Genomic DNA, 16,456 nt, shown 5'->3' with positions numbered 1-16,456 from the left:
ATAGTGCTGTTGATTTGTTATTCGTTCATGAAGCATAAAGATGCTAAGAGACTGCGTAGATCATTTATGGGTAATTCTAAGAGAGAAAACCATATTTGAACAGAGAGGTATTTAAGTTTTTTATTAGAGGGTCTTTGTTATCCTGCTCGTAAGAGGCGTGCAGCATCGTTGTGTCCGAAAAGATAAAGGAGCAACCGTAAAGCTTGTCCTTGCTCAGAAGAAAGATGAGGATCGCGTTGTAAAAATAAACGAGCATATTTTCTTGCCATTGACAAAAGATCGCTATGAACTGCAAGGTTTGCTATATGAAATTCAGGGACTCCGGATTGTTTTGTACCTAAAAGTTCTCCTTCGCCTCGTAGGCGCCAATCTTCTTCAGCAATTTCAAAACCATCTTCTGTATTGCGGATAATATTAAGGCGTGTTGCTGCTGTTTTAGTCAGTGGATCTTTATAGAGCAAAATGCAGGAAGATTTTTTATCGCCTCGTCCTACACGTCCACGTAATTGGTGCAATTGTGAAAGGCCAAAATGTTCCGCGTGTTCGATGATAATGATCGAAGCATCTGGAATATCTACTCCCACTTCAATGACGGTGGTTGCAACTAAAATACGTGTATTTCCACATTTAAAAGATGCCATAGCGGCTTCTTTTTCTGCTGTAGACATTTTTCCATGGATCATACCAACGTGTGCTCCAAAGCGCTCATGGAGAAATGCAAAGCGGTTTTCAATTGAAGTGAGATCAAGAGCTGTCGATTCTTCTACTAAAGGACAAATCCAATAGAGCTTTTCTCCTTTTTCTAATGCAATTGCGATTCTCTCTATAAGCTCATGAAGACGTTTCAAAGAAAGCGTTGCTGTTGTAATGGGTTGTCGTCCCATTGGTTTTTCGGTAATTTTAGAGACATCCATATCACCAAAAGCTGTTAAGACGAGTGTGCGCGGAATGGGTGTGGCGGTCATAACCAGCATATCAGCTTTATTGCCTTTTTCTGTAAGAGCGATACGTTGATGGACACCAAAACGGTGTTGTTCATCGATAATGGTTAAAGCGAGATTATTATAAGTAACGCTGTTTTGTATGAGAGCATGGGTTCCGATGACAATAGAAACTTGACCTGACAGAATATCATTCACGATATTTGTCCTCAACTTCCCTTTTTCTCGTCCTGTTAAAAGGGTTGTTTGTAATCCGACCTTTTCGGCAAGAGGAGCGATGGTGGCAAAATGTTGCCTGGCAAGCACTTCGGTTGGTGCCATTAAAGCTGATTGTCCTGAATTTTCAGCAATTTGTGCCATTGCCATCAATGCAACAACAGTTTTTCCTGCGCCTACATCACCTTGAAGTAGTCTTAGCATCGGTTCTGGTGAAGCAAGATCATTTGCGATATCTTCTACTGCTTTTTTTTGTCCGGTTGTGAGTTGAAAGGGGAGGATATTGAGCAATTTTTTAGTATAAATTCCTGTTGATGGTCGAGAAGTGCCAACAAGAGATTTAGTTTTCAAACGCACGAGTCCTAGTGCCAATTGACAAGCGAGCAATTCATCATAGGCAAGACGTTTGCGTGCTGTACTTTCTAAGGATAGATCGTCGGGGTTAATGGGCGCATGGATACGGCGTAAAGCAACAGAAAAAGAAGGAAAATTTTGCTGCTTTTTCACATTTTCATCTATCCATTCTGGGAGGAGTGGAATAAAATCAAGAGCGTTTTGTATGGCGCGTCTTAGTGTCTTTGCAGTTAGTCCTGCAGTAGAGGGATAGACAGGTTCGATGAGAGGTATCTGATTTGATTGTTCGCTCGAGGCAATATAGTCTGGATGCGCCATTGAAAGCTGTCCATTAAACCATTCAACTTTTCCTGATATAATGACTTTTTTTCCTTCGGGGAGTTGTTTTTTTAGCCAAAGAGGTTGAGCATGAAAAAAGACTAAATTTATTTTTCCTGTGTGATCATGGGCAATAACTCGATAGGGAATTCGGTTGTGACCACGGGGTGGTGATTGATGTTGATCGATGATAATTTCGAGCGTAACAGTATCTCCTTCTTTTGCACAAGCAATACTGGGACGCATTCTGCGGTCTATAACGGAATGGGGCATTAATTGAAGAAGGTCAATAAGGGTTGCTTCTCGTTGTGTAGGATTAACATCTAAGAGTTTGGTCAATAAACCATAGACTTTAGGTGTAATACCAGAAAGAGTTCGAATAGAATTAAAAAGAGGGGTAAGAAGACTTGGAGGCATGAGCAAACTTAACCTGCCCTTTTTGTTTTTTCTAGACCTTTAGAAGAGCTTTTTGGGGATAACGTCATAAAGAGGAGGTTGCTTTATTTACACATTGAACTTTAGGAAGAAAAATACAATTAAAGGGTCAAAAATTAAAGTGCTTAGATGAGGTATATTGTTTTTCTTTTTATTTTAGGTGTTTATTTGCTGTGAATAGAAGCATTTTCTTGATAGAACTCTCTTATAAATATTAATAAAATTGGGATATTTCTCCTATGTATGATGATGAATTTATAGCTTTAAAGTTATGATAAACAGAAGTTTTTTCTTTTATAAGGGGTGCTGTTTAGCATTGATTTTGTAGTGGGAAATTGTGAGAGTGGTAAAAAATAAAATGCAAGAGAACAAAAATTCTCTTCCTCGCTTTATTCATTTGAGAGTGCATTCAGCTTATTCCTTGCTCGAGGGGGCTTTAAAAATCCCCCAAATTATTCAACAGGCGATTTCAGATCATGCACCAGCGGTTGCTATTACCGATACCAATAATTTATTTGGTGCTTTGGAATTTTCACAGCATTGTCTTTCTCATGGGGTCCAACCTATTATTGGTTGTCAGCTTACTGTTGACTTTCGTGATGAAAATGATCATTCACGTTTGGCTAAATGGCGTAATTCTTCTGATTTCTGCTCTATTGTTCTTTTGGCTGCTAGCAAAACCGGTTATGCTCATTTGGTTCGTCTTGTTAGCCGTGCTTATCTTGATAAATGTGATACTGATCCTCCTCATATTAAAGCTGATTGGTTGTCAGAACACAGTGAAGGAATAATCGCTTTAACGGGAGGAAAGGGAGGACCTATTAATCTTTCTTTGGCAGAAGAGAAAAAAGAACATGCTGTTGAGCGCTTAATTTATTTGAAAAAATCTTTTGCTGATCGTCTTTATGTGGAGTTACAACGGCATGGCTCTTATGATCAGAGAGTAGAAGCTGATCTTATTGAATTGGCTTATGCGCATGAAATTCCTCTTGTTGCAACAAATGAAGCTTTTTTTCTGAAGAGAGAAGGATATGAAGCCCATGATGCGCTGATGGCTGTTTCAGAAGGACAAATCGTCTCTAATCCAGATCGCAAACGTGTGACGCCAGATCATTATTTGAAGTCACAAGATGAAATGGTTACACTGTTTTCTGATCTTCCAGAAGCTTTGGAAAATAGTGTTGAAATTGCATTGCGTTGTCATATTGCCACGCCTCTTCGAAAACCGATATTGCCTCGTTTTATAGAACAATCTGCTAATTCAGAAACTACTTTAGAAATAGAAGATAGTGAGTTGTTAAATCAGGCTAAAGCTGGTTTGAAGATGCGGCTTGAAACAATAGGGTTGGCTGAAGGGTATACGATTGCAGATTATGAACAGCGGCTTGATTATGAAATTTCAGTTATTACGCGTATGCAATTTTCTGGATATTTTCTTATCGTTTCAGATTTCATAAAATGGGCAAAGGTTCATGATATTCCCGTTGGACCAGGACGGGGTTCTGGTGCTGGTTCACTTGTTGCTTATGCATTGACGATTACTGATGTTGATCCCTTACGGTTTTCTCTTCTCTTTGAACGTTTTCTCAACCCAGATCGTGTTTCAATGCCAGATTTTGATATCGACTTTTGTCAAGAGCGGCGCGAAGAAGTTATTCAATATGTTCAAAAAAAATATGGACGTGATCAAGTTGCTCAAATTATTACCTTTGGTAAGTTACAGGCGCGTGCAGTTTTGCGTGATGTGGGGCGTGTTTTAGAAGTTCCTTATCGTCAGGTGGATTATCTTACAAAATTAATTCCTGCCACGCCAGGAAGTCAGGTAGAATTGGCTGATGCTATTAAGGATGAACCTAAATTTGAAGAGGAAAAGAAAAAAGATCCCGTTGTTGGCCGCGCATTAGATATAGCACTTCAGTTGGAGGGACTTTATCGTCATGCTTCAACTCATGCTGCTGGGATTGTTATCGGAGATCGTCCACTTTGGGAGCTTGTCCCGATGTATCGTGATCCTCGTTCTGATATGCCTGTTACACAATTTAACATGAAATATGTGGAACAGGCGGGGCTGGTAAAATTTGATTTTCTTGGATTAAAAACGCTTACTGTTTTGAAAATGGCAGTCGATTTTGTTGCCAGAAAGGGGATTAAAATAGATTTATCAAATATTCCTCTGAATGATGAAGCAACCTACGCTATGATGGCACGTGGTGAAACGGTTGGTGTGTTTCAGGTGGAAAGTTCTGGTATGCGCAAGGCGTTGATTGGAATGAAGCCAGACCGTATTGAAGATATTATTGCGCTGGTCGCACTTTATCGTCCAGGTCCAATGGAGAATATTCCAACCTATAATGCACGCAAACATGGGGAAGAGGAAATTGCTTCTATTCATCCTAAAATAGATCATCTGATCAAAGAAACACAAGGTGTGATTGTTTATCAAGAACAGGTGATGCAGATTGCTCAGGTTCTTGCTGGTTATTCGCTTGGAGAAGCTGATTTATTACGTCGTGCTATGGGGAAAAAAATTCATGCTGAAATGCAAAAACAGCGTACGCGTTTTGTCAATGGAGCTGTTGCAGGTGGCGTGGATAAAGATCAAGCTGATATTATCTTTGATCTTTTAGCAAAATTTGCCGATTATGGTTTTAATAAATCGCACGCTGCTGCTTATGCAATTGTTTCTTACCAAACGGCTTATATGAAAGCAAACTATCCCGTTGAGTTTTTAGCTGCTTCAATGACATATGATATGACGAATACAGATAAGCTCAATGATTTTCGGCGTGAAGCATTAAGGTTGGGTATTGAAGTTATTGCACCTTCTATACAAACATCTCATCGTGTTTTTGAGGTTGGTGATAACTGTATTTATTATTCTCTTGCTGCCATTAAAGGTGTGGGAGAAACTGTTGTAGATCATATTGTTTCTTGTCGTGGGAATAAGATTTTTAAGGATTTGGAAGATTTTTGTGCGCGTGTTGATCCTCGTATTGTTAATAAGCGTGCGATGGAAAGTTTAGTTTGTGCTGGTGCTTTTGATTGTTTTAACATTGCACGTGAGGTTTTATTAGCCAATCTTGGAACCCTTCATGCGCGTGCACTTCGTATTCTCGATGACAATTCTAGCGGGCAGGTTGATATATTTGGAATGGCAGGCGGATTAAAAGAACCATTGATTTTATCGCAAACAACCCCTTGGTTGCCGGCTGAGAAACTTTATCGAGAATTTCAAGCTATAGGTTTTTACTTTTCTGCGCATCCTTTGGAGGAGTATCAAGCTATTCTAAACAAAAAACGCATTCAGACTTGGGGTAATTTTGCCAATGCCGTTAAAGGGGGAGCAACGGCTGCACGGCTTGCTGGAACTGTTGTGGCAAAAAACGTGCGCAAAACAAAATCTGGTAAAAAAATGGGAATTATTCATTTTTCTGATACAAGTGGACAATATGAAGCAGTTCTCTTTTCTGAGGCACTCTCGGATTATGAAGAGATGCTAGAACCCGGAAAATCTTTTATTATTACGGTGAGCGCAGAAAATCGTTCTGAAGGAGTTAGTTTGCGAATTGAAACAATTCAGTCTTTGGAAAATGAATCATTACAACAGCATAAAATGATGCGTCTCTTTATAAAAACAGTTGATATGCTTCCACAAATTGAACAAAACTTAAATCTTGGGGGGAATGGAGAGGTGGGGCTTATTTTAATTCAAGAGGATGGATTGCGAGAAGTCGAAATTGCGCTTCCTAAGCGATATAAGGTAAATTCACATGTCGCAAATGCTATGAAATTAATTCAGGGTGTTGTTGATGTAGAATTGAGTTAAAGAAAGATTAAAGATGGGAGCTGATTTTGAGTGGTGTTTTTGCTTTTAGGAGAGCTAAAAATTGAGCTTTTAAAATCGGATTGTAGGTTTCGAAAAATATTGCTTTTATTTGAGTAAATTATGATATTTTTTTAGTGTCATAAAATTAAAAAAAATCTCGTTCTTTCGTAATATTCAAAGTGTCGGAAGGATTTTATAAGTTTTTATCATTATTTTTTATAGAATTCATCGCATCATACATGTAAAGCCAATTGAGATCTGACATAATGCTCTCTGGTGTACGAATTTTCATCATGAGATTGCGTGCAATTGCTATGGGACCGGTTGCATGATAGGCTAATCTATTGAAATCTCCGCGTTTTTTTACTGCTGCAATACGGGGTGTGCGTGTTGTTTCGTAAAGCGAAAGTGCTTTCGTTAATGAAAAATCTTTCAATGAAAGTGCTTTTGCTAATGTGGCAGCATCTTCGATTGCCATAGCGGCACCCTGTGCTGCAAAAGGTAAGGTAGCATGTGCGCAATCGCCAACAAATACTTGTCTCTCTAAACCGATAAAACGATTTTGTTTCATTTGAAAGAGTGGCCAATAACTCCATTCATCAATATGATCGAAAATTTGTAAGATTTTTGAATTCCAATCTTTAAAAAGAGATTTGAGTTTTTCTTTATTTCCTTTATGGGCCCATCCTTCTTTTGAATTTTCTCCATGCGTAATGGCGACAAAATTAAAAATTTTTTCTGATGATTGAATGGGGTAGACAACAAGATGATTTTTTGGTCCCATCCAAGCCGTAATTGTCTTCATATTTTGCAATGAAGAACGAAAGTTTTGAGGAAGATTATCAAATGTTGTTGTTGCACGCCAAGCAATAAAGCCACTAAAATTTGCTTTTTCATGAAAAGGAGATTGTTGCCGTAATGTTGACCAAACGCCATCACATCCGATCAAGAGGGGCGTTGAATGAAGCTGTTCTGTTGCCGTATCTGTTTTTATTGTCGTGATTTTAATGTTGGTCGCAGATTGGGTAGAAGATAAAATTGTTTCGCCTGCTTTGTATTTGATCAAAGGATTTTCAATCACTGCATTATATAAAATTTTTTGTAAAGCCGCGCGGTGAATCGTCATATAAGGGGCTTTCCAATATTTTTCTGTTAGATTAATAAGATGAGCCCGTAGATGTATTTTTAAAGATAATCCATCTTTTAACTCAAGAAAATATGGGATTGTCGCGACTTCAGTGAGTTTGTTAAGAAGTTTCCAGCGAGCAAGAATAGATGTTGCATTTGGTGTCAATTGAATACCAGCGCCTATCGTTTCAAGTTGCTTACACTTTTCGATAATGGTGCTTGCAATTCCTTTATGAGCGAGTGCTAAAGCAGTGCTTAAACCAGCAATTCCTCCTCCAACGATGATGGGTGATTGTTCCACAAATGATTTCATATTAAACAAGCAGAATTAAAAGAGTGGTTATTAAGAAAGCCAAAAAACGCAATTATAATAGCTTTTCTGGATGATATAAGCATCCTGTTGGGTTTGTTTGATCGTATGATAGCGAGGGAACATAACGATAAAGGGTTGAGCAGTAAGGGCAAATTTTCTCATCTGCTGTTCCCATGTCGATAAAGATATGAGGATGATCGAATGGTTGTGTAGCGCCTACACACATAAATTCTTTCACACCAATTTCGATTGTTTTATATCCAAGGTCATTTTGGAAATGAGGAATATTGTGATCAGCCATGGCATACAAACTCCAGAATAAATTTTCTCATCAGCTATGATTGGGCTCTTCTATTTTATAGGCGTGAGTTTGTAATAAAGCGTATAATAATGCAAGATGCTTTTTAAGACAAATTTCTCTTCTTTTATGCTATATTAGAATAGTTGTCTTAGCTTTTAGTGCTTTGCGCATAGCAATAATTCCAAGTATTTTTAAATATTAAATGGAAAAATGATGAGGGAAGTTAGGCATTGATATATTATTATGATGATAACATATTATCAAATGTTATGTGAGATATTTTGTCAAGGATTTTAGAAAATATAAAAGAAAATTATTTAGGATATATGGAACAGAGGGTGGTAAATAAAATTTCTATATCGAATATAACAATGAAAAATCCGGTACGGTTTATTAATCGAGAGTTTTCATGGCTACAATTTAATAATCGTGTTTTGATGGAAGCGGCTAATTCGAAACATCCTTTATTAGAGCGTCTACAATTTCTTTCTATTTCAGCTGCAAATCTTGATGAGTTTTTTATGGTTCGTGTTGCAGGACTAGCAGCTCAAATTCGTGCTCGCGTTACAGCGTGCAGTGCAGATGGGCACACTCCACAGGAACAACTTGATATTGTATTAGCTGAGATTTTAAAGCTGCAGGCTCACCAACTACGAGAATTGAATGTTTTACGTGATGAATTAAAAAAGAATGATATTGAAATTATTTGTTCTGATGATCTTTCAGAAATTGAAAAATTATGGCTTGAAAAATATTTTCTTGAGACAATTTTTCCTGTTTTAAAACCTTTGCCTGTTGATTCTACTCATCCTTTTCCATTTATTCCTAATTTAGGGCTTTCTATTGCGCTTCAATTGTCTGGAGAAACTGATCAGAACTCACACACAGTGTTGTTGTCTATTTCAATGCTTTTAAGGCGTTTTATTCTTCTTCCTCAAGAAGGCAATCATTTTCGTTTTATTGCATCTGAAGATGTTATTTGCCTTTTTATTAAACATGTATTTCCTAACTATGAGGTTAAAGGAATTGGTACATTTAGAGTAATCCGAGATAGCGATATTGAAGTAGAAGAAGAAGCTGAGGATCTTGTTCACTTTTTTGAAATTGCTCTTAAAAGGCGGCGCCGTGGGCAGGTTATTCGAGTTGAGTTTGACGCAAAAATGCCAGAGAGTTTACGTCAATTTATAGCGAATAGTCTCGCTGTTCCTGATAATTGTATTAATGTTCTTGATGGATTTTTAGCGCTTAATACGGTATCAGAAATTGTTTCTATTCCTCGTGATGATCTCAAATTTATTCCTTATATTTCTCGTGTTCCAGAATGTATTCGTAAACATAAAGGGGATTGTTTTGCGGCTATTCGTGAAAATGATATTGTGATTCATCACCCCTATGAGACATTTGATGTTGTTGTCCAATTTTTACGTCAAGCTGCTTGCGATCCTGATGTTGTGGAAATCAAACAAACACTTTATCGTACATCAAATGATAGTCCAATTGTTGGCGCTTTGATTGAAGCAGCTGAACAGGGAAAGTCTGTGACTGCTTTGGTAGAACTTAAAGCACGTTTTGATGAGGAAGCAAATATTCGTTGGGCCCGAGATCTTGAATGTGCTGGGGTTCAAGTTATTTTTGGTTTTATTGCATTAAAAACGCATGCTAAGATGTCATTGGTTGTGAGACGTGAGGGAAAACGTCTTTGCTCTTATGTTCATCTTGGGACAGGAAATTATCATCCCATTAACGCTAAAACTTATACCGATCTTTCTTTTTTTTCCACAGATGATGATATCGCTCATGATGTTGCGTTATTGTTCAATTATATTGCGCAATATGAGCGTCCAAATGAAACAATGAAGATTGCTTTTTCACCCTTAACATTGCGTGGTCGTATCTTAGAGCATATTGAGGAAGAAATTGTTTACGCACAACAGGGAAGGTTTGCTGCTATTTGGATGAAAGTTAATGCATTGGTAGATCCTGAAATTATTGATGCTTTATATCGTGCTAGTCAAGCAGGGGTGCAAATTGATTTGGTTGTGCGGGGGATATGTTGTTTACGTCCTGGTATTCTAGGAATTTCGGATAATATTCGTGTAAAATCAATTGTCGGGCGTTTTCTTGAACATAGTCGCATTTTTTGTTTTGGGAATGGTCAAGATTTGCCTAATGAAAATGCAATCGTTTACTTAGGCTCTGCTGATATGATGCCTCGTAATCTGGACTATCGTATTGAAATATTGGTTCCAGTTTTTAATAAAATAGTCCGTCAAAAAATTCTTTTACAGATTATGTTAGCTAATATCATTGATAATCAACAAAGCTTTGATATACTTAAGGATGGAACATCAAAACGTATTACACCGCAGATAGGTGAAAGTCTATTTAATGCGCAGGAGTATTTTATGGCCAATACAAGTTTTGCGGGGGAAAATGAGTCTTTTGAGTCTTCTGTTTCGCGCTTGGTTGCGTTGCATCGGCAACAAGCCGAAATACATAAAGACTGAAATCCAATGACATATAGAGATGCTCAAGGTCGGTTAAAAGGGTGTAAGCCTGTTGCTGTTATTGACATTGGCTCAAATTCTGTTCGGTTGGTTATTTATGAGGGGCTTGTTCGATCACCAACAGTTTTGTTTAATGAAAAGATTCTTTGTGGTCTCGGTCATGGTGTGGCAAAAACGGGATTTTTAGAAGAAAAATCGATGAAAATGGCGTTGCAAACACTGAAACGGTTTCGTACGCTTTGTCGACAGATTGGGGCAGATGAGGTCTATACTTTAGCAACAGCAGCAGCACGAGATGCACAGAATGGCGTAGCATTTATTCAGCATGCTGAAGATATTTTGCAAAATAAAATATATCTTCTTTCAGGAAGTGAAGAAGCTATGTATTCAGCATATGGAGTTGTGTCTACTTTTTATCAACCAAAAGGTATTTCTGGGGATCTTGGTGGTGGAAGTCTTGAGCTGATTGATATTGATCATTCTGATGTTGGTGAAGGGATAACTCTTCCATTGGGTGGTTTAAGGCTACAGTATATGTCAAATAATGATAGTGCTGTAGCTACAAAAATTGTACATGAGCAATTTTATAAATCGTCTGTTGTTCGTACTCGTAAAGGTATAGCACGTTATTTTTATGCAGTAGGGGGGACATGGCGTAATTTGGCAAAACTCCATATGGCAATGAAACACTATCGGCTCCCTGTTATGCATGGCTATGAAGTTGATGCCGTTGAAATGGAGAACTTTTTACGTCTTGTAGCACGTGGCAATATTGATAATATGAGAGGGATTGCAGCGGTTTCTCAGAATCGTCGAAAACTTTTATCTTATGGGGCAATAGTTCTTATTGAACTCATTCAGTGTATGGAGTTTGAAAAGATAATCTTTTCTGGTGCTGGCGTTCGTGAAGGTTTTCTTTATTCACGTTTGCCGCAGGCGATTCGGCTTTCAGATCCTCTCATTGCAGCATGCACAGAAATGGCTATTTTACGGGCACGTTCACCAAAACAAGCAGAAGAACTCATTGATTTTACGACGAATGCTTTTGAAGTTTTTGGAATTTCAGAAACTGAAAATGAATGCCGTTATCGTCAAGCCGCTTGTCTTCTTGCAGATATTGGTTGGCGTATACATCCAGATTATCGAGGCAATGAAGCAGCAAATCAAATAGCTTTAGGATCTTATCCAGGAATTTCTCATGAAGGGCGCCTTTATGCAGCGCTTGCTGTTTTTTTTCGCAATACGAGTTTATTGGTTGATAAAGAATCTCTTCCCATTTTTCAATTAGCAACTCAAAATATAATTGAAAAAGCACGTATTCTTGGCGAAACTATGCGTATTGCTCATCTTTTTAGTGCTTCTGTTGCAGGAATTTTACCTCATTTATTGTGGCATAAAAAAGCAGATCATATTATCCTGCAGATCCCAAAGAATTACGCTGGGTTATTAGGAGAACGTCCTCTTGGACGATTACAGAAGTTATCAAAAATAATAAAACAACCTCTCGCTTTTGAAATTTTTTGATTTTTTTCTAATTTATTCGTGTTTTATGTCTTATAATAGGGCCATTGACAAGGGATAAACTAGGCAATCTATCATCACGAGCTGGACAATAGGACTTGTTCCATAACGCCCAAGCCAGACTCCATGCAAGGCATTTGTAATGCCCTGAGCATTCATAAAAGAAAACATAATTTTTTATTCTGTTATTTGCGTCACAGGATGGATTTTTCACTTCATAAGCTTCATGTGAAAATGAAAAGCCTTGTCCATTTTTACGTGAAAAGATTTTCTTTTATGCTGCGTCGTTATAACGTTTCTGTTTAGCTTGCTCGATTATCTTGATAAGATTCGATTGTAACCAACGCGATAAAAAACAAAACTTTAAAGGTTTTGGAAGAGATCCATTGGTTACATGACGGCGGAATGTTGAAATACTCATATGAAACAGTTTTGCACTTTCACGGTCTGGCAAAAGAATATCATTTCAGTCATTATAAAATCCTTCCACTATAAAAAATAAAAATAAATCATAACTATTTATTAACCATGATTTTTGAATCCTTTGAAATGTGTTTAATCTATAAAAAAAACAGCGCTTTATAATATAATTTCTTATGTAAAACTTTATGAGTCTTATTGAGATGGAATGAGAGAAACTTACGATATTCGGGGGCTAATTTAATATAAATAACGCTAGATTATCTTTATAAATAAATATATTGCCTTTGTTAGGTATTTTAGTTGTTATGCTGGATCGTTTTTGATTGTTAGATTGCAATCTCGGTAGTTTTTTTAATACGATATGGTGACGTGAGGCATTATATCTTTGTTTGTTCCGATTGCTAGGCTACTATTTTTGTAATGAATACGCTTTTATTATCAGAGCTTTTTCTTTTTAAAACTTTTAAATGAGGAGCTGTCTGTTTTTTTAGATTTTCTTAATAAGATTGCTATTTGATTGATCTAATAAAGATTTATCTGTCATTTTTAATAAGAGTTTACTATTTAAGTTTTTAACTTTGTCAGAAGTAGGTTTTATTTATCCTATTTGCGTTGGCCTATAGGGCATACCAATTGATGTAGATTATATGTATCATAATGGATTTTTAAAATAAAAATGTAAATTAAAGCTGTTTTGTGCTTACTTTTCCATCGTTAAAGTAAAATCCTATCTGGCCCTTTAGCAGTTGTTCGGCTTTTTGACCAAATATTTCATAGCGCCAGCCATTCATAGCAGGAATATTTTTCTTTATTCCTCCATTGGCAATTTTTTCTAAATCATTAGATGTTGCAATAATTTTAGGGGCAATGCTGTTTTCATTTGCAACAATTTTTAATAACACTTTAAGTAGATCGATAACAGCGGCCGTCGTATCATTGAGTGGATTATGTTTAGGAATGGGGGGTAAAGTAGAAAGATCCACCTCTAATCCTTCGTGGACAGCTTTGATTAATGATTGAGAAATTGAGAGTTTATCCCAGTTCTTATTAAGACTGCGCAACCGCTTTAATGCAGATTCATCTTTTGGTTGTTGGGTTGCTATTTCTATAAGACATTCATCTTTTATGATATGACGACGTGGCATATTGTATTTTCGTGCTTCACGTTCCCGCCAAGCTGCTATCTTTTGTAATACAGCAAGTTCACGTGGCTTTTTAATTTTTCCTTTCACTTTTTTCCATGCTTCATCTTCTGGCATATCATAGGTTTTAGGATTTAAAAGGATTGTTATTTCATCGTCCATCCAGTGAGCACGTTGATTTTTTTCTAACCTTTTTTTCAATAACAGGTAAACATCTCTTAAGTAAGTTACATCGGCAAGTGCATAGAGCAGTTGTTTTTCAGACAAAGGGCGGTAACTCCAGTCTGTAAAGCGGGAGGATTTATCAAGATGATGCCCCGTGCAGCGTTGTACAATTTGATCATAGGAGATAGAATCACCAAATCCACAAATTGATCCTGCTATTTGCGTATCAAAGAGAGGGGAAGGAATAACACCTCCAAGATGATAAATTGTTTCAATATCTTGGCGCGCAGCATGAAAAACTTTTACAACTTTTTTATCGATCATAAGGTCAAAAAAAGGTTGTAAATCAATATCTGGTGCTATGGGATCAATCAAAACTGTGACATCTGGTGATGCGAGCTGGATTAAACACAGTTGAGGCCAAAAAGTTGTTTCGCGGATAAACTCAGTATCGACTGTTACAAAATCAGAGGTACGTAGAGCGTTAAGTGCAATTTCAAGATCTGTTGTTTGTGTAATAAGATTCATCATTTTATTATAATTCGATAAATTAAATTTGTGCTTTATTGACTTTATTTTTGAGTTTTTATTCTCATATCTTGACAAATGGTTATTAAAAAGCGTTTGTAGCGCATGTGAATATTATAATCAAAGGCAAAAAACATGCACCGTTATCGCAGTCATCATTGTGCGGCTCTTCGTAGATGTGATGTAGGAACACAAGTTCGTCTTTCGGGGTGGGTTCATCGTGTTCGTGATCATGGAGGGATTCTTTTTGTGGATTTACGTGATCATTTTGGAATCACACAAATTGTTGCTGATCCTGCTTCACCAGCTTTTAAAGTTATTGAAAAAGTGCGTTCTGAATGGGTTATTCGTGTGGATGGGGAGGTGTGTGCACGTTCTGATGAGGTTATTAATGCAACGCTTCCAACAGGTGAGATTGAAATTTTTGCACAAGAGGTAGAAATTCTTTCGAAATCTGATGAGCTTCCTTTACCGGTTTTTGGTGAGCCTGATTATCCAGAAGATATTCGATTAAAATATCGTTTTCTTGATTTGCGTCGGGAGACTATGCACAAAAATATCATGCGTCGGACTGAAATTATTGCGGCTATGAGACGGGCTATGCAAAATAATGGTTTTACGGAATTTACGACGCCACTTTTGACAGCTTCATCGCCGGAAGGAGCGCGTGATTTTTTGGTTCCAAGTCGTGTTCATCAGGGAAAATTTTATGCGTTACCGCAAGCGCCACAGCAATATAAACAATTGTTGATGATGTCAGGTTTTGATCGTTATTTTCAGATTGCTCCATGTTTTAGAGATGAAGATCCAAGGGCCGACCGTCTTCCTGGTGAATTTTATCAATTAGATGTTGAGATGAGTTTTGTTGAGCAAGAAGATGTTTTAGCAACTATGGAACCTATTATGCGTTCTATTTTTGAAGAATTTGCAGATGGAAAGACTGTGACACAAAGCTTTCCTCGCATTTCCTATGATGAAGCAATGCAAAAATATGGTTCTGATAAGCCTGATCTACGTAATCCGATCATTATGGAAGATGTTTCTCAGCATTTTTATAATTCTGGTTTCAAAGTCTTTGCTCAAATTTTAGCGAATGATGAGAATGCTCAAGTGTGGGCTATTCCAGCTAAAACGGGTGGAAGTCGTGCTTTTTGTGATCGTATGAATGTATGGGCACAAGGTGAGGGGCAACCAGGGCTCGGTTATATTTTTTGGCGTGAAGAAGAAGGAAAATTTGAAGGAGCAGGGCCTATCGCCAAAAATATTGGTGAACAGAGGACTGAAGCAATCCGTATACAGCTTGGGCTTGAAAGTGGGGATGCCTGTTTTTTTGTAGCTGGCGATCCAAAAAAGTTTTCATCTTTTGCCGGAGCCGCACGCACAAGGGTAGGAGAAGAATTAGATCTTCTTGATAGAGATAGTTTCTCTTTGGCGTGGATTGTTGATTTTCCATTTTTTGAATGGAATGAAGATGAAAAAAAGATTGATTTTGGACATAATCCTTTTTCTATGCCTCAAGGGGGAGAAAATGCCCTTGCCTGTCAAGATCCTCTTACTATTAAAGCTTTTCAATATGATCTTGTTTGCAATGGTTATGAAATTGCATCAGGTGGAATTCGTAATCACTTACCAGAAATGATGCTTAAAGTTTTTGAACTTGTAGGACTTTCTAAGGAAGTTGTGAAAGATCGTTTCGGTGGTCTTTATCGTGCATTCCATTATGGGGCTCCACCACATGGTGGTATGGCTGCAGGAATTGACCGCATCATTATGCTGTTGCAAGGTGTTAAAAATTTGCGTGAAGTTGCTTTATTTCCTATGAATCAACAGGCGCTTGATCTTTTGATGAGTGCTCCGTCTGATGTTTCTCCTACACAATTACGTGATTTAGGAATCCGCATGGCTCCTACTCACAAAAATAGCTCATAAAGTTGATAATGGATTGTTTTCATCTTTTCTACGTAGAGTGAAGTTTTGATGCCTTTCAAGAGCCATTGGTGTGTGTGGCTGTTTGTGAAATTTAGATAGGTAAAAACGCTATTGTGTTGATTCTTTACGAGGCATTTTTATTCCTTGTTTCTATAGTGGCTCTTCCACTTGTGATAGGTGAGGAAATGATTATGATTGCTTGATCATGAATAAATTAGAATGAAAGAACTCTATAATATTCGGGAGTCTCATTTTAGTTGAAAAAAATGAATTATCTTTATGTGTCAATATATTATTTATTTTTTATTGAAGTTTTTACAACGTTGTAGCAGAGAATTGTGTCTCTTCGTTTTTATGAAAATAATGTGATTTTCCATTCTATGGACTTACTCTAAAAAGTTTAAGTTTC

The 16,456-nt window shown here is 37.3% G+C and carries 9 protein-coding genes; 4 read left to right on the top strand and 5 right to left on the bottom strand.

What is annotated here, in order from left to right:
- Positions 1 to 137 precede the first annotated feature (137 nt).
- Positions 138 to 2,246, bottom strand: coding sequence for an ATP-dependent DNA helicase RecG (gene recG / locus ACFILN_RS04450; RefSeq protein WP_375660034.1), 2,109 nt, complete (start codon positions 2,244 to 2,246; stop codon positions 138 to 140).
- A gap of 376 nt (positions 2,247 to 2,622) precedes the next feature.
- Between recG and dnaE the strand changes: the two genes are divergently transcribed.
- Positions 2,623 to 6,090: a DNA polymerase III subunit alpha gene (gene dnaE, locus ACFILN_RS04445; protein WP_375660594.1), complete on the top strand. Its 3,468-nt coding sequence runs from the start codon at positions 2,623 to 2,625 to the stop codon at positions 6,088 to 6,090.
- A 193-nt stretch (positions 6,091 to 6,283) separates the two neighbouring features.
- Here dnaE and ACFILN_RS04440 read toward each other — a convergent pair whose 3' ends face one another.
- Together ACFILN_RS04440 and ACFILN_RS04435 are read right to left on the bottom strand one after the other, a co-directional pair.
- Positions 6,284 to 7,531, bottom strand: coding sequence for an FAD-binding protein (locus ACFILN_RS04440; RefSeq protein ID WP_375670968.1), 1,248 nt, complete (start codon positions 7,529 to 7,531; stop codon positions 6,284 to 6,286).
- Between the two features lie 52 nt (positions 7,532 to 7,583).
- Positions 7,584 to 7,832 carry a zinc-finger domain-containing protein gene (locus ACFILN_RS04435; RefSeq protein ID WP_273722745.1) on the bottom strand — a complete coding sequence of 83 codons (249 nt, stop codon included), beginning with the start codon at positions 7,830 to 7,832 and terminating at the stop codon, positions 7,584 to 7,586.
- 326 nt (positions 7,833 to 8,158) lie between these two features.
- Between ACFILN_RS04435 and ACFILN_RS04430 the strand changes: the two genes are divergently transcribed.
- Together ACFILN_RS04430 and ppx are read left to right on the top strand one after the other, a co-directional pair.
- Positions 8,159 to 10,339 (top strand): RNA degradosome polyphosphate kinase, encoded by a 2,181-nt coding sequence (locus ACFILN_RS04430; RefSeq protein WP_273791190.1) that lies wholly within the window; start codon positions 8,159 to 8,161, stop codon positions 10,337 to 10,339.
- Between the two features lie 6 nt (positions 10,340 to 10,345).
- Positions 10,346 to 11,863, top strand: coding sequence for an exopolyphosphatase (gene ppx / locus ACFILN_RS04425; protein ID WP_273791189.1), 1,518 nt, complete (start codon positions 10,346 to 10,348; stop codon positions 11,861 to 11,863).
- A gap of 271 nt (positions 11,864 to 12,134) precedes the next feature.
- Here ppx and ACFILN_RS04420 read toward each other — a convergent pair whose 3' ends face one another.
- On the bottom strand, positions 12,135 to 12,320 hold the full coding sequence (locus ACFILN_RS04420) for a helix-turn-helix transcriptional regulator (protein ID WP_375643226.1): 186 nt from the start codon (positions 12,318 to 12,320) through the stop codon (positions 12,135 to 12,137).
- A gap of 646 nt (positions 12,321 to 12,966) precedes the next feature.
- On the bottom strand, positions 12,967 to 14,121 hold the full coding sequence (gene rnd, locus ACFILN_RS04415; protein WP_375631255.1) for a ribonuclease D: 1,155 nt from the start codon (positions 14,119 to 14,121) through the stop codon (positions 12,967 to 12,969).
- Between the two features lie 132 nt (positions 14,122 to 14,253).
- On the opposite strand from rnd, the gene aspS reads away from it, so the two are divergent.
- On the top strand, positions 14,254 to 16,047 hold the full coding sequence (aspS, locus tag ACFILN_RS04410; protein ID WP_375670966.1) for an aspartate--tRNA ligase: 1,794 nt from the start codon (positions 14,254 to 14,256) through the stop codon (positions 16,045 to 16,047).
- The last annotated feature ends 409 nt before the right edge of the window (positions 16,048 to 16,456 follow it).

The organism is Bartonella sp. CL434QHHD (assembly GCF_042195145.1).
GTDB lineage: Bacteria > Pseudomonadota > Alphaproteobacteria > Rhizobiales > Rhizobiaceae > Bartonella.
Note: the sequence above shows the minus strand (reverse complement) of the source record. Positions and strands in the feature narration are given on the sequence as shown.